The sequence below is a fragment of the Serratia sp. MYb239 genome, from assembly GCF_002966855.1.
Taxonomy (GTDB): Bacteria; Pseudomonadota; Gammaproteobacteria; order Enterobacterales; family Enterobacteriaceae; genus Serratia_B; species Serratia_B rhizosphaerae.
Window position 1 is genome coordinate 302,399 of the sequence record NZ_CP023268.1, and the last position, 16,707, is coordinate 319,105.

Here is a 16,707-nt window from a genome sequence, read left to right on the forward strand (position 1 = left end):
AGGCGATGTTTGCCTCTTCCCAACAGGTTTAACTCCGACAGGAGCCAATCCGTGAAAGACTTATTGAAGTTTCTGAAAGCGCAAACTAAGACCGAAGAGTTTGATGCGATCAAGATTGCTCTGGCATCGCCAGACATGATCCGTTCGTGGTCGTTCGGTGAAGTTAAGAAGCCGGAAACCATTAACTACCGTACGTTCAAACCAGAGCGTGACGGTTTGTTCTGTGCCCGTATCTTCGGGCCGGTAAAAGATTACGAGTGCCTGTGCGGTAAGTACAAGCGCTTGAAGCACCGCGGCGTTATCTGTGAGAAGTGCGGCGTTGAAGTGACCCAGACCAAAGTGCGTCGTGAGCGCATGGGCCACATCGAACTGGCTTCGCCAACCGCGCATATCTGGTTCCTGAAATCGCTGCCGTCCCGCATCGGTTTGCTGCTGGATATGCCGCTGCGTGACATCGAACGCGTGCTGTACTTCGAATCCTACGTGGTGGTTGAAGGCGGTATGACCAACCTCGAGCGCCGTCAGATCCTGACCGAAGAGCAGTATCTGGACGCGCTGGAAGAGTTCGGTGACGAATTCGACGCCAAGATGGGTGCAGAAGCGATCCAGGCCCTGTTGAAAAACATGGATCTGGAGCAAGAGTGTGAAACTCTGCGCGAAGAGCTGAACGAAACCAACTCCGAAACCAAGCGTAAGAAGCTGACCAAGCGTATCAAGCTGCTGGAAGCGTTCGTACAGTCCGGCAACAAGCCGGAGTGGATGATCCTGACCGTGCTGCCGGTACTGCCGCCGGATCTGCGTCCGCTGGTTCCGCTGGATGGCGGTCGTTTCGCGACCAGCGATCTGAACGATCTGTATCGTCGCGTCATCAACCGTAACAACCGTTTGAAGCGCCTGCTGGATCTGGCCGCGCCGGACATCATCGTGCGCAACGAAAAGCGTATGCTGCAAGAAGCGGTAGATGCGCTGCTGGATAACGGCCGTCGCGGTCGTGCGATCACCGGTTCCAACAAACGTCCTCTGAAATCTTTGGCCGACATGATCAAAGGTAAGCAGGGTCGTTTCCGTCAGAACCTGCTCGGTAAGCGTGTTGACTACTCCGGCCGTTCCGTTATCACCGTTGGCCCATACCTGCGTCTGCACCAGTGTGGCCTGCCGAAGAAAATGGCGCTGGAGCTGTTCAAACCGTTCATCTACGGCAAGCTGGAGCTGCGTGGCCTGGCCACCACTATCAAAGCCGCCAAGAAAATGGTTGAGCGCGAAGAAGCCGTCGTCTGGGATATCCTGGATGAAGTGATCCGCGAACACCCGGTACTGCTGAACCGTGCACCAACCCTGCACCGTTTGGGTATCCAGGCTTTTGAACCGGTACTGATCGAAGGTAAAGCCATCCAGCTGCACCCGCTGGTTTGTGCGGCGTATAACGCCGACTTCGATGGTGACCAGATGGCTGTTCACGTACCGCTGACGCTGGAAGCCCAGCTGGAAGCGCGTGCGCTGATGATGTCGACCAACAACATCCTGTCTCCGGCGAACGGCGAGCCAATCATCGTTCCGTCTCAGGACGTTGTACTGGGTCTGTACTACATGACCCGTGACTGTGTTAACGCCAAAGGCGAAGGCATGGTGCTGAGTGGTCCTAAAGAAGCCGAGCGTATTTACCGCGCTGGCCTGGCCTCGCTGCATGCGCGCGTTAAAGTGCGTATCACTGAAGAAGTGAAAGATGCGGAAGGCGAGTGGACGACGCAGACCAGCCTGGTGGACACCACCATCGGCCGCGCCATCCTGTGGATGATCGTGCCGAAGGGCCTGCCGTACTCTATCGTTAACCAGCCGTTGGGCAAAAAAGCGATCTCCAAGATGCTGAACACCTGTTACCGCATCATGGGGCTGAAACCGACCGTTATCTTTGCTGACCAGATCATGTACACCGGTTTTGCTTACGCAGCCCGTTCAGGCGCTTCCGTAGGCATCGACGACATGGTTATCCCGGCGAAGAAAGCCGAGATCATCGAAGAAGCGGAAACCGAAGTTGCCGAGATCCAGGAGCAGTTCCAGTCTGGTCTGGTTACCGCCGGCGAACGCTACAACAAGGTTATCGATATCTGGGCTGCGGCCAACGAACGCGTTGCTAAAGCGATGATGGAAAACCTGTCGGTAGAAGACGTGGTTAACCGTGACGGCGAAGTGGAACAGCAGGTTTCCTTCAACAGCATCTTTATGATGGCCGACTCCGGTGCGCGTGGTTCCGCCGCTCAGATTCGTCAGCTGGCCGGTATGCGTGGCCTGATGGCGAAGCCGGACGGTTCCATCATCGAAACGCCAATCACCGCGAACTTCCGTGAAGGTCTGAACGTACTCCAGTACTTCATCTCCACGCACGGTGCGCGTAAAGGTCTGGCGGATACCGCACTGAAAACCGCGAACTCCGGTTATCTGACGCGTCGTCTGGTTGACGTTGCGCAGGATCTGGTGGTGACCGAAGACGACTGTGGCACCCACGACGGCATCCTGATGACCCCGGTCATCGAAGGTGGCGACGTGAAAGAGCCGCTGCGTGAGCGCGTACTGGGTCGTGTGACCGCTGAAGAAGTGTTGAAGCCGGGTACGGCGGATATTCTGGTTCCGCGTAACACCCTGCTGAACGAAAAATGGTGTGATCTGTTAGAAGAAAACTCCGTTGACAGCGTGAAGGTTCGCTCTGTCGTTAGCTGTGAAACCGACTTCGGCGTGTGTGCAAACTGCTATGGTCGTGACCTGGCGCGTGGCCACATCATCAACAAAGGTGAGGCCATCGGCGTTATCGCGGCACAGTCCATCGGTGAGCCGGGTACCCAGCTGACGATGCGTACCTTCCACATCGGTGGTGCGGCATCGCGTGCGGCTGCTGAATCCAGCATCCAGGTGAAAAACAGCGGTAGCATCAAGCTGAGCAACGCCAAATTCGTTGTGAACAGCAGCGATAAGCTGGTGATCACCTCGCGTAACACCGAGCTGAAACTGATCGACGAATTCGGCCGTACCAAAGAAAGCTACAAGGTGCCTTACGGCGCCGTGATGGCGAAAGGTGACAACGCGGAAGTGACCGGCGGCGAGACCGTTGCGAACTGGGATCCGCACACCATGCCGGTAGTCAGTGAAGTGAGCGGTTTCATTCGCTTTGCCGATATGATCGACGGCCAGACGATTACTCGTCAGACCGACGAACTGACCGGTCTGTCATCGCTGGTGGTTCTGGATTCTGCAGAACGTACCGCGGGCGGTAAAGATTTGCGTCCTGCGCTGAAAATTGTTGACGCCAACGGCGACGACGTCCTGATCCCAGGCACCGATATGCCTGCTCAGTACTTCCTGCCGGGCAAAGCGATTGTTCAGCTGGAAGACGGCGTACAGATCGGTTCGGGTGATACCCTGGCGCGTATTCCGCAGGAATCCGGCGGTACCAAGGATATTACCGGTGGTCTGCCGCGCGTTGCGGATCTGTTCGAAGCTCGTCGTCCGAAAGAGCCGGCAATCCTGGCTGAAATCAGCGGGATTATCTCGTTCGGTAAAGAGACCAAAGGCAAACGCCGTCTGGTTATCACTCCGCTGGACGGCAGCGATGCCTACGAAGAGATGATTCCAAAATGGCGTCAGCTCAACGTGTTTGAAGGCGAACGCGTCGAACGTGGTGATGTGGTTTCCGATGGTCCAGAGTCGCCGCACGACATTCTGCGTCTGCGTGGTGTGCATGCGGTTACCCGCTACATCACCAACGAAGTGCAGGAAGTTTACCGTCTGCAAGGCGTTAAGATTAACGATAAGCACATCGAAGTTATCGTTCGTCAGATGCTGCGTAAAGGCACCATCGTTAGCGCTGGTGGCTCTGAGTTCCTGGAAGGCGAACAGGCTGAAGTGTCTCGCGTCAAGATTGCCAACCGCCAGCTGGAAGCAGATGGCAAGTTGGGTGCAACCTTCGCGCGCGACCTGCTGGGTATCACCAAGGCATCCTTGGCGACCGAGTCCTTCATCTCTGCTGCATCGTTCCAGGAAACGACGCGCGTTCTCACCGAAGCGGCGGTTGCCGGTAAGCGTGATGAACTGCGTGGCCTGAAAGAGAACGTCATCGTGGGCCGTCTGATCCCAGCCGGTACCGGTTACGCTTATCATCAGGACCGCATGCGCCGTCGTGCACAGGGCGAAGCACCGGTTGTTCCGCAGGTGAGCGCGGAAGAAGCGACTGCCAACCTGGCCGAATTGCTGAATGCAGGCCTGAACGGTAACGGCGACGAGTAATCGCGCCGCGGCCCGGTACGCCGGGCCAGTATTGATAAACCGTCCCTTTGGGGGCGGTTTTTTTTTGCCTGCGGACGGGGGCCGGGTGGGAGAAATGGAACCGGAGACGCATGGCGCTCTGGCCATACGCTCCGGGGTTGGTAAGGCAAGGTTATCAAGAGGGGGAGATAACCTTGGTTGGCTTCGGGATTGATAACCAACGCCGCCACTTTACGTCAATGGTCGGCGGCGGCCAGCGGCGTTTACCGAGGCTGCGCGCCGTTTCCAGCACTTTTCTCTGGCCGTTGAAAACGTTGCCGTTTATTGCGGTGCGCGTCCCAGATAGCTATCCCAGTCTTTCCATACCGGCTGCAGCCCGGCCTTGTCGATCGCCTGGGCGACCTGCTGCGGGGAGCGGCCGTCGTGCGGCTCAAACTGTTCCAGTTCCGGCGGCACATCGTCAGCGTAACCGCCCGGCTGCGTTTTGGAGCCGGCGCTGACGCTGTTAATGGCTAGCGGGATCACGTGATCGCGAAAATGCGGCGATTCGCGCGTGGACAGGGACAGTTCGACGTCAGGCGCAAACAGCCGGAAGGCGCAAATCAGTTGCACCAGCTGCGCTTCATCCATCAGTGACGCCGGTTCGATACCGCCGGCGCACGGCCGCAGACGCGGGAACGAAATCGAATAGCGGCTCTGCCAGTAGGTTTGCTGCAGATAGGCCAGATGCTCCGCCAGCAGATAGCAATCGGTGCGCCAGCTGTTGGACAGGCCGATCAGCGCCCCCAGTCCGATTTTGTCAATCCCGGCGCGCGCCAGGCGATCCGGCGTCGCCAGTCGCCAGTGGAAATCCTGCTTCTGTCCGCGCAGATGGTGCTGCTGGTAGGTGGCCGGATGATAGGTTTCCTGATACACCAGCACGCCGTCCAGCCCCAGGGTTTTCAGCTCCGCATACTCCTCCTGCGACATCGGCTGTACTTCCATCATCAGCGAACTGAACTGAGAGCGGATCTGCGGCAGATGGCGGCGAAAATAGTCCATGCCGACCTTAGTCTGGTGTTCGCCGGTGACCAGCAGCAGGTGCTCGAAACCCAGCGCCTTGATGGCGCGGCACTCTAGGGCGATCTCGTCGGCGTCCAGCGTTTTGCGCTTGATACGGTTGCTCATGGAAAAACCGCAGTAAGTGCAGTCATTGGCGCACAGGTTGGATAGGTAGAGCGGGACGTAGAAGCTGACCACGTTGCCGAAACGCTGGCGAGTCAGCTGTTGGGCGCGTTGCGCCAGCGGTTCGAGGTAGGGAGCCGCCGCCGGTGAAATCAGCGCCATAAAATCGTCCCGCGTCAGCTTCTCTGCGTTCAGCGCCCGCTCCACATCGCGCGCCGTTTTGCTGTTGATGCGCAGGGTGATGTCATCCCAGTCAAAGGTTTGCCAGCGTTGCGAGAAATCATCCGCCATCAGTCCACCTCCGCCGATTGGCTGAGAAATGCGGTCAGCGGGCTGGAGGCGGCCGCGCTGCGCTGGCTGTGGCCGAGGCCTGCCTGGCGCGCCAGCTCGCCGGCCTCCAGCGCCAGGCGGAAAGCCTGCGCCATATGTACCGGGTTGCGGGCGACGGCGATAGCGGTATTCACCAGCACCGCGTCGGCGCCCAGCTCCATTGCTTCCAGCGCGTGGCTGGGGGCGCCGATGCCGGCGTCAACCACCACCGGCACGTTGGCCTGCTCGATAATGATCTCCAGAAAATCGCGGGTGCGTAGCCCGCGGTTGGAGCCGATCGGCGCGCCCAGCGGCATCACCGCAGCGCAGCCCGCTTCCTCCAGCCGTTTGCACAGCACCGGGTCGGCGCCGCAGTAAGGCAGCACCACAAACCCCTCTTTGACCAGCGTTTCCGCAGCTTTCAGCGTTTCGATCGGGTCGGGCAGCAGGTACTTCACGTCCGGGTGGATTTCCAGCTTCACCCAATGGGTGCCGAGGGCTTCGCGCGCCAGCCTGGCGGCGAATACCGCTTCCGCGGCGGTTTTGGCGCCGGAAGTGTTGGGCAGCAGACGCACGCCCAACTGCCGCAGCGGCGCGAGAATGGCGTCGTTGCCGCCTTGCAGGTCGACGCGCTTCATGGCCATGGTCACCAGCTGTGAGCCGGACGCCTGCAGCGCGTCAAGCATCAGCGCCGGGGTGGCGAACTTGCCGGTGCCGGTGAATAAGCGTGAGGTAAAGGTGGTATCGGCGATTTGCAGCATATCAGCCTCCGGCAATCGCTTGGAAAAGCAGGATGTCATCGCCGTCCTGCACCAGATGATTGGCCCAGTCGGCGCGTGGGATGATGACGTGATTGATGGCGAGCGCGGTACCCGGCTGGTCGCGCGTCAGCTGCGACAGCAGGGCGCTGACGCTGAGCGGCGCCGCCAGCTCCAGCGTTTGGTCATTCAGGCGGATTTGCATAGATCGCCTCCGCAGATGGGGCACGACTGGGCTTTGCTCAGCTGCAGCGTATGCCAGCTTTGCTGTTTGCCATCGAACAGGCGCAGCTTGCCGCTGAGCGCGGAGGGCATGCCCGCCAGCATCTTGATGGCTTCCAGCGCCTGCAGCGTACCGATGACGCCGACCACCGGGCCGAGTACGCCGGCGGTGCGGCAGTTGCGCTGCGGCTCCGTCTGGTCAGGGTACAGGCAGGCGTAACATCCCTGCTGGAACGGCGGGGTGATGACCAGCAACTGCCCGCTGAAGCCGACCGCGCTGCCGCTGATAAGCGGCTTGCCGGCGGCCACGCACGTGGCATTGATTGCGTGGCGGGTCGCCATATTGTCGCTGCAGTCCAGCACCAGATCGGCGCGCGCCACCGCCTGTTGCAGTTCTGCGCCCTGCAGGCGCTGCGCCAGTGCGATCGACTCGACCTGCGGATTAAGCGCCTGCAGGTGGCGTTGGGCCAGTTGGGCCTTCCCGTGCGGCACGTCGGCGCTGCGGTAGAGGATCTGCCGCTGCAGATTGGTGAGATGCAGCTGGTCATCGTCCGCCAGCAGCAGCGTTCCGACGCCGGCGGCGGCCAGATACAGCGCCGCCGGCGATCCCAACCCGCCCAGGCCGACGATCAGCACGCTGGCGCCTTTGAGTTTTTCCTGCCCGTCGGGGCCGATGTCTTCCAGCAACAGCTGCCGGCTGTAACGTAAGAATTCGTGATCGCTGAGCATACCGTTACTCCTTGCCTTCAATCAGGCGCAGCAGTTCCGCCGTAGCGGCCCGCCAGTCCGGCGCCTGGGTGATGGCACTCACCACCGCCACGCTGCCGACGCCGCAGGCCAATACCGCCGGGACGCGATCGAGGCTGATGCCGCCGATCGCCACCGTGGGATACGCCGCCAGCGTCGCCACGTGGCGCTTCAGCTCCGCCAGCCCCTGGGGGGCGGAAGGCATATCCTTGGTCTGGGTGGGAAAGATGTGGCCGAGCGCAATATACGAGGGCTGCACCGCTTTGGCGCGCGCCAGTTCGGCATCGTCATGGGTTGATACGCCAAGACGCAGCCCGGCGCGATGGATGGCTGCCAGATCGGTGCTGTCCAGATCCTCCTGCCCCAGATGGACGCCGTAGGCGCCGTGTTTGACCGCCAGCCGCCAGTAGTCATTGATAAACAGACGGGCGTTGTAGCGTTTGCCGAGGGCGATGGCGGCGATAATGTCGGCTTCGACCTGCTCATCCGGTTGGTTCTTAATCCGCAGCTGGATGGTGGTGACGCCTGCGTCCAGCAAGCGTTCGATCCACATGACGCTGTCCACCACCGGGTACAGCCCGAGGCGGTGCGACGTGGCGGGAAACGGGCTTGATAACTCAGCCATTGTTGTCCTCCTGCAGCGCTGCGGCGCTGTGGTACAGCTCGCTGCCGCGTGAGCGGAATTCGGCGGACATTTTTTCCATACCGGACAGCACTTCGATCGGTTTGGCGGCTTCCTGCGCGGCGGCATAGTCGCGCACTTCCTGTGAAATCTTCATCGAACAGAATTTCGGCCCGCACATTGAGCAGAAATGGGCGATTTTGCCGGATTCCTGCGGCAGCGTCTCATCGTGATAGGCGCGGGCGGTGGCGGGATCCAGCGCCAGGTTGAACTGGTCTTCCCAGCGGAACTCAAAGCGCGCCTTGGACATGGCGTTATCGCGGATCTGCGCGCCGGGGTGGCCTTTCGCCAAATCCGCGGCGTGCGCGGCGATTTTATAGGTAATCAGCCCCTGTTTGACGTCTTCTTTGTTCGGCAGCCCCAGGTGCTCTTTCGGCGTCACGTAGCACAGCATGGCGCAGCCGAACCAGCCGATCATCGCGGCGCCGATGCCGGAGGTGAAGTGGTCATAGCCCGGCGCGATATCGGTGGTCAATGGCCCCAGCGTATAGAACGGCGCTTCATGGCAGTGCTCCAGCTCTTCGGTCATATTGCGGCGGATCATATGCATCGGCACGTGGCCCGGGCCTTCGATCATCACCTGTACGTCGTATTCCCAGGCGATTTTGGTCAGTTCGCCCAGCGTATGCAGCTCGGAGAACTGCGCTTCATCGTTGGCGTCCTGTACCGAGCCAGGGCGCAGGCCATCGCCCAGCGACAGTGAAACGTCGTAGGCGGCGCAGATCTCGCAGATTTCGCGGAAGTGTTCATACAGGAAGTTTTCCTGATGATGCGACAGGCACCATTTGGCCATGATCGAGCCGCCGCGGGAGACGATGCCGGTCAGGCGTTTGGCGGTCATCGGCACATAGCGCAGCAGCACACCGGCGTGGATGGTGAAATAATCGACCCCTTGCTCCGCCTGCTCCAGCAGCGTGTCGCGGAACATTTCCCAGGTTAGGTTTTCCGCTACGCCGTTCACTTTTTCCAGCGCCTGATAGATGGGGACGGTGCCGATCGGCACCGGGCTGTTGCGCAGGATCCATTCGCGGGTTTCGTGGATATAGCGGCCGGTGGAGAGGTCCATCACGGTATCCGCGCCCCAGCGGGTGGACCACACCAGTTTTTCCACCTCTTCCTCGATGGAGGAGGTCACCGCAGAATTGCCGATATTGGCGTTTACCTTCACCAGGAAGTTGCGACCGATAATCATCGGTTCAGATTCCGGGTGGTTAATGTTGGCCGGGATAATGGCGCGGCCAGCGGCCACCTCCTGACGGACAAACTCCGGCGTAATGTTTTCCGGCAGGTTGGCGCCCCAGCTTTGGCCCGGATGCTGCTGGCGCAGCACCTCACTGTGGATGCGCTCACGGCCCATATTTTCGCGGATGGCGATAAATTCCATCTCCGGCGTGACGACGCCGGCGCGCGCATAGTGCAGCTGGGTGACGCATTTGCCCGACTGCGCTTTGCGTGGCTGCGGCAGATGTTCGAAACGCAGGTGGTCTAACCCCTCATCCGCCAGACGCTGCTGGGTAAAACCGGAGCTGACGTGGGCCAGCGTCTCGGTATCGTCGCGCTCTGCGATCCAGCCGGCGCGCAGCTTGTCCAGGCCGCGGTGTACGTCCAGTTGGGACGCCGGGTCGCCGTAAGGACCGGCGGTATCATAGACCGGTACCGCCTCATTCGGCTCGTATTGCGGTTCGTCTTTACTGCCGCCGATTAAGGTCGGGCTGAGCTGGATCTCGCGCATCGGCACCTGCAGATCGGGGCGCGATCCTTGCAGATAGATGCGGCGGGAGTTGGGGAAAGCGACGCCCTGAAGGTTGTCGATAAACTGCTGCGCGGCTTCACGCTGTACTTTACGGGGACGCTGGTTGTTATTAGACATAGCAAATTCCTACAAGTCGGGTGAGTTGGGAAAATTGCTTGTCTGGAGCTCGGAGGGAGTAACGATGTTGGCCGATCGGCAGACGCTGGTGGAAGGTCTGCCGCTGGCGATAGATTACTCTTGTTCCCTTCGCGGGTATTAACCCGATCAGGTTCCGCGGATCCCGAATTAACGGTCTCAGCCTGGCCGACTTGATAACAAGCCTGGCGCTAGGCACTCCGACAAGAGCCCCCAGTATAGAAGGGCATTATTGTTTGCTGCAAGGGAAAGCTATTGGACCAGGTTGCCTTTTTCCGCTTCCTGTTGGCCGGGCTGCCAGGTTTCTGTGAGCAGCTGAATCAGGCGATCTTCCAGTGCGAAGCGGGCGGCCAGCGTTTCGCCGATGTCCGACAGCGCCTGATGGAACGCCAGACAGAGATCCTGATCGATCTCGGTGTCGGCATAGCGATCGTGGAACGCCATCACCTGTTCGGTATTGATCCACAACTTGGGATAAATTTGGGTGGCGAAAGACATTTTAGGACTACCGGCGCCTTCCACCTGCTTGATGACTCTGTCATAGATATGAAAATGCCCTGCGGAGAGATAATCCACCAGATTGTGGCAAAAGTTCTCCAGCGCTTTTGCATTAAGCGGCGTATGCTTTTCTTTATTCGGCTTAATGCCGACGAGCGTGCAGTAAGCAACCAGCAACTGCTTACGTGCCTCAAGCCATTGATCAACTAATTCATTACTACCACCAACGCGCTGAGTCAGGCTTTCCAAGTGGTTGAGCATTGTTGACTCCGTAAGTAAGAAAAAGTAACGGTAAGTTATAAAAATGTAACAGTGCCGATTTCTAGAGTGCCAGTGAAGCTGAGGTTGTGCAACAACGATATGGAACTTGCATTAACAGGTAACGAAAAGGGCTGGTGGATCGTCAGCCATGAAAACAAACTTTGGTTACCAAACGGTGAATTGCCGTTTGGTGCTGCCGATAAATGGGGCCTGCGCGGCGAAGCGGCGCGGCAAATTGGCGAGTGGCAAGGGGCGCCGGTCTGGCTGGTGCGCCGCGCTATGGCGCAGGAGATGGGGTCGTTACGGCAGCTGCTGGATCTCGACCGCGCCCTGTTCCAGTTAGCCGGGCGCGGGGTGCAGCTGGCCGAATTTTATCGTTCCCATCAATTTTGCGGCTACTGTGGCCATAAGATGCACCTGAGCCGCAGTGAGAATGCTTGCCTGTGCGGCCACTGTCGCGAACGTTATTATCCGCAAATCGCCCCCTGCGTGATTGTCGCCATCCGCCGCGATGATGAAATCCTGCTGGCGCAGCACGTACGCCACCGCGGCGGCATCCATACGGTGCTGGCCGGTTTTGTCGAGGTAGGGGAAACGCTGGAGCAGGCGGTGGCCCGCGAAGTGATGGAGGAAAGCAATATTGAAATCAAAAACCTGCGCTATGTCTCCTCCCAGCCCTGGCCGTTCCCGCAGTCGCTGATGATGGCCTTTATTGCGGATTATCATCGCGGCGAACTGCGTCACGATCCCAAGGAACTGCTGCATGCCGGCTGGTATCGCTACGATCGGCTGCCCCTGCTGCCGCCGCCGGGCACCGTGGCGCGGCGTTTGATTGAGGACACCGTGGTGCTGTGCCGGGACGCATGATGCGCTGGCGCTTTGGTACAACGCCCATTCTTTTGGGTATACAATAGCGCCAGCTGAATTAAGGGAGCCAATAATGACTGAGTTGAAGAACGATCGTTACCTGCGTGCGCTGTTGCGCCAGCCGGTGGATGTTACCCCCGTATGGATGATGCGCCAGGCCGGTCGTTATTTGCCGGAGTATAAAGCCACGCGGGCGCAGGCCGGCGACTTTATGTCGCTGTGCAAGAACGCCGAACTGGCCTGTGAGGTGACGCTGCAGCCGCTGCGTCGCTATGCGCTGGATGCCGCCATCCTGTTTTCCGACATTCTGACCATTCCTGACGCCATGGGGTTGGGGCTCTACTTTGAAACCGGCGAAGGGCCGCGTTTCTCATCGCCGATTACCTGCCGCGCCGATGTAGAAAAGCTGCCGCTGTTCGATCCGGAGGTGGAGCTGGGCTATGTGATGAACGCAGTGCGCACCATCCGCCGCGAGCTGAAAGGCCAGGTGCCGCTGATCGGCTTCTCCGGCAGTCCGTGGACGCTGGCGACCTATATGGTTGAAGGCGGCAGCAGCAAGGCGTTTACCAAACTGAAAAAGATGATGTACGCCGAGCCGCAAACCCTGCACCTGCTGTTGGACAAGCTGGCGGACAGCGTGATTTTGTATCTGAATGCGCAAATCCGCGCGGGCGCGCAGTCGGTCATGGTGTTCGACACCTGGGGCGGCGTGCTGACCGGCCGTGATTACCGCGAATTCTCGCTGAACTATATGCATAAAATCGTCGATGGCCTGCTGCGCGAGCATGACGGTCGCCGGGTGCCGGTGACGTTGTTCACCAAAGGCGGCGGCCAGTGGCTGGAAGCGATGGCGGCGACCGGCTGCGATGCGCTGGGCCTGGACTGGACCACCGATATTGCCGATGCGCGTCGTCGGGTCGGCGATCGGGTGGCGCTGCAGGGCAATATGGATCCGTCGATGCTTTACGCCGCGCCGCAGCGTATTGAACAGGAGGTGGAAACCATCCTGTCCGGCTTCGGCCACGGCGAAGGGCATGTGTTCAACTTGGGCCACGGTATTCATCAGGACGTGCCGCCGGAAAACGCCGGCGTGTTTGTCGAGGCGGTGCACGCGCTGTCGGCCAAATATCATCGTTGATCCCGTGCTTCAGCGATAGCGCTACAAGGAGAGTTGCCATGATTGATACCCAGACGCTGCGCGCCGAGCAGTTACAGCGCGCCGCAGACGTGATTCGCCAGGACCAGTTGGCGGTCGACCCGCCGGCCTTTATCGCCGGCTGCGACGTGGGGTTCGAACAGGAAGGCGCAGTAACGCGCGCCGCTATCGCGATTCTGCGTTATCCGTCGCTGGAGCTGGTGGAATACCAGATTGCGCGTATTGCCACCACCATGCCGTATATTCCCGGCTTTCTCTCGTTTCGTGAATACCCGGCGCTGCTGGCGGCCTGGGAACGGCTACGGCAGAAGCCCGATCTGATTTTTGTCGACGGCCACGGCATTTCGCATCCGCGTCGCCTCGGCGTGGCCAGCCACTTCGGGCTGTTGGTCGATGTGCCGACCATCGGCGTGGCGAAAAAACGGCTGTGCGGCAAGTTTGAGCCTTTGAGCGCAGAAGTCGGCGCCAAAAGCGCGCTGATGGATAAGGGAGAACAGCTGGGCTGGGTATGGCGCAGCAAGGCGCGCTGCAACCCGCTGTTTATCGCCACCGGGCACCGCGTCAGCGCCGACGGTGCGCTGGCCTGGGTGCAACGCTGCATGGCAGGCTACCGTTTACCTGAACCGACGCGCTGGGCGGACGCCATTGCCTCGCGCCGGCCGGCCTTTCAGCGCTGGCTGGCTGCGTATCCGGAGGTGTCGCCATGCGTATTTTAGGTTACACTGCGCCGCAGACTCAGCGAGTGAGACAAAATAATGCTCCGTAATCCAATTCATTTACGCTTAGAAAAGCTTGAAAGCTGGCAACATTTGACCTTTATGGCTAGTCTGTGCGAGCGTATGTATCCGAATTACCAGATGTTCTGCCTGCAAACCGAGTTTGGCGACCCGCAGGTGTACCGCCGAATCCTGGATTTGATTTGGGAGACGCTGGTAGTGAAAGACGCCAAGGTCAACTTCGACAGCCAGCTCGAGAAGTTGGAGGAAGCGATTCCGGCGGCGGAAGATTACGATCTTTACGGCGTTTACCCGGCGATTGATGCCTGTATCGCATTAGGGGAACTGATCCATTCGCGCCTCAGCGGGGAGACGCTGGAGCACGCCATCGCCATCAGCGAAACATCGATTCGCACCGTGGCGATGTTGGAAATGACCCAGGCCGGGAAAGAAATGACCGATGAAGAACTGAAGGTTCTGCCGGCGGTTGAGGAAGAATGGGACATCCAGTGGGAAATTTTCCGCCTGCTGGCAGCCTGCGAAGAGCGCGATTTAGACCTGATTAAAGGGCTACGCGCAGACCTTCGTGAGGCTGGCGTGAGCAATATTGGGATAAATTTAGCGCAATAAGGCAAGAAAACGTGATTTAACGCCTGATTTGTCATGCCTTAAGGCTTCACATCCGCACCCTGTCTGGTCTACATTTGGGGGGCGTAAAAAAAGTGGCTATCGGTGCGTGTATGCAGGAGAGTGCTGTCAATCGGCATATCCGTCGCACTCGATGCTTTGCAAACGATAAACACACTGTAAGGATAACTTATGAACAAGACTCAACTGATTGATGTAATCGCGGACAAGGCTGACCTTTCCAAAGCACAAGCTAAACTGGCTCTGGAATCTACCCTGGCTGCTATTACTGAGTCTCTGAAAGAAGGTGATGCGGTACAATTGGTTGGTTTCGGTACTTTCAAAGTAAACCATCGTGCAGAGCGCACTGGTCGCAACCCACAGACTGGCAAAGAAATCAAAATTGCAGCGGCTAACGTACCCGCGTTCGTTTCTGGCAAAGCACTGAAAGACGCAGTTAAATAAGACTGCGTGTTGGTGAAAAGATTAAACAGAGGGGCTTTGAAGCCCCTTTTGTTTGTGTGCAGGGCGCTGGCAGCTATTGGCATTGCCAGCGTCCTGAGCGCATGTAGTTGGCATCATACTCCCCCCGCCTTTACCGCCAGCGGCTACGTGGCCGATCAGGGCGTAATCCGCCTGTGGCGTAAAGACGACGAACAACAGCGTCCGGCAGTGTTGGTAACCGTATACAGCCCCTACCGCGGCGTTGGCACCGTGACAACCCGCTATGACTATCAACACGGCGCGCTGAGGCAAATCAAGCGTACCGACGCCGACGGCGACCGCGACTCTATTCAACTGCGTTTTACCGATGACGGTACGGTCAGCTTTATGCAGCGCCAGCTGGCGACGCGGCGTGAACCGCTGTCTGCGGACGATATCGCTCGTTATCAATATCAGGCGCGCCGCGTACTGGCACTAAGCGATGCGTTGCGGGCCGGCAGAGTGACCTTATATCAGGGGCGCTGGCAGCAGGACGGAGTGAAAACCTGTGCCGGGCAGTGGCGTGACCCGGAACTGGGCGACAGAGCGACGGCGTGGATTGAGCGCCGGGCGCAAAACAGCGCAGGGCCGGTCAGCGTGGCCTGGCTGGAGGCGCCGGAAGGGCGTCAGCTGTTGCTGGTGGCGAACGAAGATTTCTGTACCTGGGAACCGCAGGAAGACGCGCTGTAACAGAAGGGGACAGGACGCGGCGAACGCGCCCTGCCATGCAGCGTGATTTACTTGCCGCGCGCAATCGCGTGATAACCGATATCTTTCCGGCAGAAGCTGTCCTGCCACTCAATACCCGCCGCCAGTTGATAAGCGCGTTGCTGCGCCTGCGCCACCGTCTCGCCCAGCGCCGTCACACACAGTACGCGTCCGCCGCTGGTAACGACTTCGCCATCTTTCAACTGCGTGCCGGCATGGAAGACTTTACCGTCGGCGCTCTCCTGCTGCGGCAGGCCGTGAATCGCATCGCCGGTGCGGTAGTCGCCAGGATAGCCGCCGGCAGCCAACACCACGCCAAGAGCGGGGCGCTCATCCCACAGGGAAGTCTGTTGATCCAGCGTGCCCTCAGCACCTGCCAGGCACAGCGCCACCAGATCGGAGCGCAGGCGCAGCATGATCGGCTGGGTTTCCGGGTCGCCGAAGCGGCAGTTGAATTCGATCACTTTTGGCTGACCCTCGGCGGAGATCATCAGACCGGCGTACAGGAAACCGACATAGGTGTTGCCTTCTGCCGCCATGCCGCGCACCGTTGGCCAGATCACCTGATCCATCACCCGCTGGTGGATTTCGTCGGTAACCACCGGCGCCGGCGAGTAAGCGCCCATGCCGCCGGTGTTCGGGCCGGTATCGCCGTCGCCGACGCGCTTGTGATCTTGGCTGGTGGCCATCGGCACCACGTGTTCGCCATCCACCATAACGATAAAGCTGGCTTCTTCGCCATCCAGGAACTCTTCAACCACAATCCGGTGGCCGGCGTCGCCAAAGGCGTTGCCCGCCAGCATATCGCGCACGGCGTCTTCTGCCTGCTGCAGCGTCAGGGCGACGATGACCCCTTTGCCTGCCGCCAGCCCGTCGGCCTTAATCACGATCGGCGCGCCTTTGCTGCGTACGTAGTCCAGCGCCGTGTCTACGTCGGTAAAGTTTTGGTACTCCGCCGTCGGGATCTGATGGCGGGCAAGGAAATCTTTGGTAAATGCTTTGGAGCCTTCCAACTGGGCGGCGGCCTGCGACGGACCGAAGATTTTCAGGCCGGCGGCCTGGAAGGCGTCGACCACGCCGATTACCAGCGGTGCTTCCGGCCCGACAATGGTCAGGCCGATGTCGTGGCTCTGGGCAAAGGCGAGCAGCGCCGGGATGTCGGTGGCGGAAATGGCTACGTTTTCCAGATTGCTTTCCAGCGCGGTGCCGGCATTGCCGGGGGCGACGTACACTTTATCAGCCAGCGGCGACTGGGCGGCTTTCCAGGCCAGCGCGTGTTCACGCCCGCCGTTACCGATAACTAAAATATTCATCAGGTGCTCCACAAAAAACGGCGTGCGCCACGCGGCGCACGCAATAACAGGGGA

General features: G+C 59.5%; 15 protein-coding genes and 1 riboswitch. Of the genes, 7 read left to right on the plus strand and 8 right to left on the minus strand.

Annotated elements, in window-relative coordinates; genetic code table 11:
- Positions 1-51: 51 nt before the first annotated feature.
- Positions 52-4,275: a DNA-directed RNA polymerase subunit beta' gene (rpoC, locus tag CLM71_RS01415; RefSeq protein WP_105229430.1), complete on the plus strand. Its 4,224-nt coding sequence runs from the start codon at positions 52-54 to the stop codon at positions 4,273-4,275.
- 300 nt (positions 4,276-4,575) lie between these two features.
- Here rpoC and thiH read toward each other — a convergent pair whose 3' ends face one another.
- The 7 genes from thiH to rsd form a co-directional block, all read right to left on the minus strand.
- Positions 4,576-5,709, minus strand: a complete 1,134-nt coding sequence (thiH, locus tag CLM71_RS01420; RefSeq protein WP_105229431.1) for a 2-iminoacetate synthase ThiH — start codon at positions 5,707-5,709, stop codon at positions 4,576-4,578.
- Positions 5,709-6,488: a thiazole synthase gene (locus tag CLM71_RS01425; protein ID WP_105229432.1), complete on the minus strand. Its 780-nt coding sequence runs from the start codon at positions 6,486-6,488 to the stop codon at positions 5,709-5,711. The genes thiH and CLM71_RS01425 overlap by 1 nt, the downstream gene beginning before the upstream one ends.
- Before the next feature lies 1 nt (position 6,489).
- Positions 6,490-6,690, minus strand: coding sequence for a sulfur carrier protein ThiS (thiS, locus tag CLM71_RS01430; protein ID WP_105229433.1), 201 nt, complete (start codon positions 6,688-6,690; stop codon positions 6,490-6,492).
- Complete coding sequence (locus CLM71_RS01435) at positions 6,675-7,436, minus strand: HesA/MoeB/ThiF family protein (protein WP_105229434.1); 762 nt, start codon at positions 7,434-7,436, stop codon at positions 6,675-6,677. The genes thiS and CLM71_RS01435 overlap by 16 nt, the downstream gene beginning before the upstream one ends.
- A gap of 4 nt (positions 7,437-7,440) precedes the next feature.
- Positions 7,441-8,079: a thiamine phosphate synthase gene (gene thiE / locus CLM71_RS01440; protein ID WP_105229435.1), complete on the minus strand. Its 639-nt coding sequence runs from the start codon at positions 8,077-8,079 to the stop codon at positions 7,441-7,443.
- Entirely contained in the window at positions 8,072-10,006 is a 1,935-nt protein-coding gene (gene thiC, locus CLM71_RS01445; RefSeq protein WP_105229436.1) for a phosphomethylpyrimidine synthase ThiC, read from the minus strand. The genes thiE and thiC overlap by 8 nt, the downstream gene beginning before the upstream one ends.
- A 107-nt stretch (positions 10,007-10,113) precedes the next feature.
- A riboswitch (TPP riboswitch) is annotated at positions 10,114-10,237 on the minus strand.
- A 39-nt stretch (positions 10,238-10,276) separates the two neighbouring features.
- A complete protein-coding gene (rsd, locus tag CLM71_RS01450; RefSeq protein WP_105229437.1) occupies positions 10,277-10,783 on the minus strand; it encodes a sigma D regulator in 507 nt (168 codons plus the stop codon).
- A gap of 99 nt (positions 10,784-10,882) precedes the next feature.
- Here rsd and nudC point away from each other — a divergent pair, with 99 nt between their 5' ends.
- The 6 genes from nudC to CLM71_RS01480 all read left to right on the plus strand — a co-directional run bounded on the left by nudC (position 10,883) and on the right by CLM71_RS01480 (position 15,322).
- Positions 10,883-11,650, plus strand: coding sequence for an NAD(+) diphosphatase (gene nudC, locus CLM71_RS01455; protein WP_105229438.1), 768 nt, complete (start codon positions 10,883-10,885; stop codon positions 11,648-11,650).
- 73 nt (positions 11,651-11,723) lie between these two features.
- Positions 11,724-12,788, plus strand: coding sequence for a uroporphyrinogen decarboxylase (gene hemE / locus CLM71_RS01460; protein WP_105229439.1), 1,065 nt, complete (start codon positions 11,724-11,726; stop codon positions 12,786-12,788).
- A gap of 41 nt (positions 12,789-12,829) precedes the next feature.
- On the plus strand, positions 12,830-13,522 hold the full coding sequence (gene nfi / locus CLM71_RS01465; RefSeq protein WP_105233189.1) for a deoxyribonuclease V: 693 nt from the start codon (positions 12,830-12,832) through the stop codon (positions 13,520-13,522).
- Positions 13,523-13,561: 39 nt separating this feature from the next.
- On the plus strand, positions 13,562-14,152 hold the full coding sequence (locus CLM71_RS01470; RefSeq protein ID WP_105229440.1) for a YjaG family protein: 591 nt from the start codon (positions 13,562-13,564) through the stop codon (positions 14,150-14,152).
- A 189-nt stretch (positions 14,153-14,341) separates the two neighbouring features.
- Positions 14,342-14,614, plus strand: coding sequence for a nucleoid-associated protein HU-alpha (gene hupA, locus CLM71_RS01475; protein ID WP_004957785.1), 273 nt, complete (start codon positions 14,342-14,344; stop codon positions 14,612-14,614).
- Positions 14,615-14,650: 36 nt separating this feature from the next.
- On the plus strand, positions 14,651-15,322 hold the full coding sequence (locus CLM71_RS01480) for a DUF1481 domain-containing protein (RefSeq protein WP_199776393.1): 672 nt from the start codon (positions 14,651-14,653) through the stop codon (positions 15,320-15,322).
- A 47-nt stretch (positions 15,323-15,369) separates the two neighbouring features.
- Here CLM71_RS01480 and purD read toward each other — a convergent pair whose 3' ends face one another.
- Positions 15,370-16,653, minus strand: a complete 1,284-nt coding sequence (purD, locus tag CLM71_RS01485) for a phosphoribosylamine--glycine ligase (RefSeq protein WP_105229442.1) — start codon at positions 16,651-16,653, stop codon at positions 15,370-15,372.
- Positions 16,654-16,707: the final 54 nt, after the last annotated feature.

Excerpts from the sequence above, each read along its gene's own strand:
- hemE (WP_105229439.1), top strand. The coding sequence starts at position 11,724 with ATGACTGAGTTGAAGAACGATCGTTACCTGCGTGCGCTGTTGCGCCAG.
- rsd (WP_105229437.1), bottom strand. The coding sequence starts at position 10,783 with ATGCTCAACCACTTGGAAAGCCTGACTCAGCGCGTTGGTGGTAGTAAT.
- thiC (WP_105229436.1), bottom strand. The coding sequence starts at position 10,006 with ATGTCTAATAACAACCAGCGTCCCCGTAAAGTACAGCGTGAAGCCGCG.
- purD (WP_105229442.1), bottom strand. The coding sequence starts at position 16,653 with ATGAATATTTTAGTTATCGGTAACGGCGGGCGTGAACACGCGCTGGCC.
- CLM71_RS01470 (WP_105229440.1), top strand. The coding sequence starts at position 13,562 with ATGCTCCGTAATCCAATTCATTTACGCTTAGAAAAGCTTGAAAGCTGG.
- CLM71_RS01425 (WP_105229432.1), bottom strand. The coding sequence starts at position 6,488 with ATGCTGCAAATCGCCGATACCACCTTTACCTCACGCTTATTCACCGGC.
- thiS (WP_105229433.1), bottom strand. The coding sequence starts at position 6,690 with ATGCAAATCCGCCTGAATGACCAAACGCTGGAGCTGGCGGCGCCGCTC.
- nudC (WP_105229438.1), top strand. The coding sequence starts at position 10,883 with ATGGAACTTGCATTAACAGGTAACGAAAAGGGCTGGTGGATCGTCAGC.
- thiH (WP_105229431.1), bottom strand. The coding sequence starts at position 5,709 with ATGGCGGATGATTTCTCGCAACGCTGGCAAACCTTTGACTGGGATGAC.
- hupA (WP_004957785.1), top strand. The coding sequence starts at position 14,342 with ATGAACAAGACTCAACTGATTGATGTAATCGCGGACAAGGCTGACCTT.
- CLM71_RS01435 (WP_105229434.1), bottom strand. The coding sequence starts at position 7,436 with ATGCTCAGCGATCACGAATTCTTACGTTACAGCCGGCAGCTGTTGCTG.
- thiE (WP_105229435.1), bottom strand. The coding sequence starts at position 8,079 with ATGGCTGAGTTATCAAGCCCGTTTCCCGCCACGTCGCACCGCCTCGGG.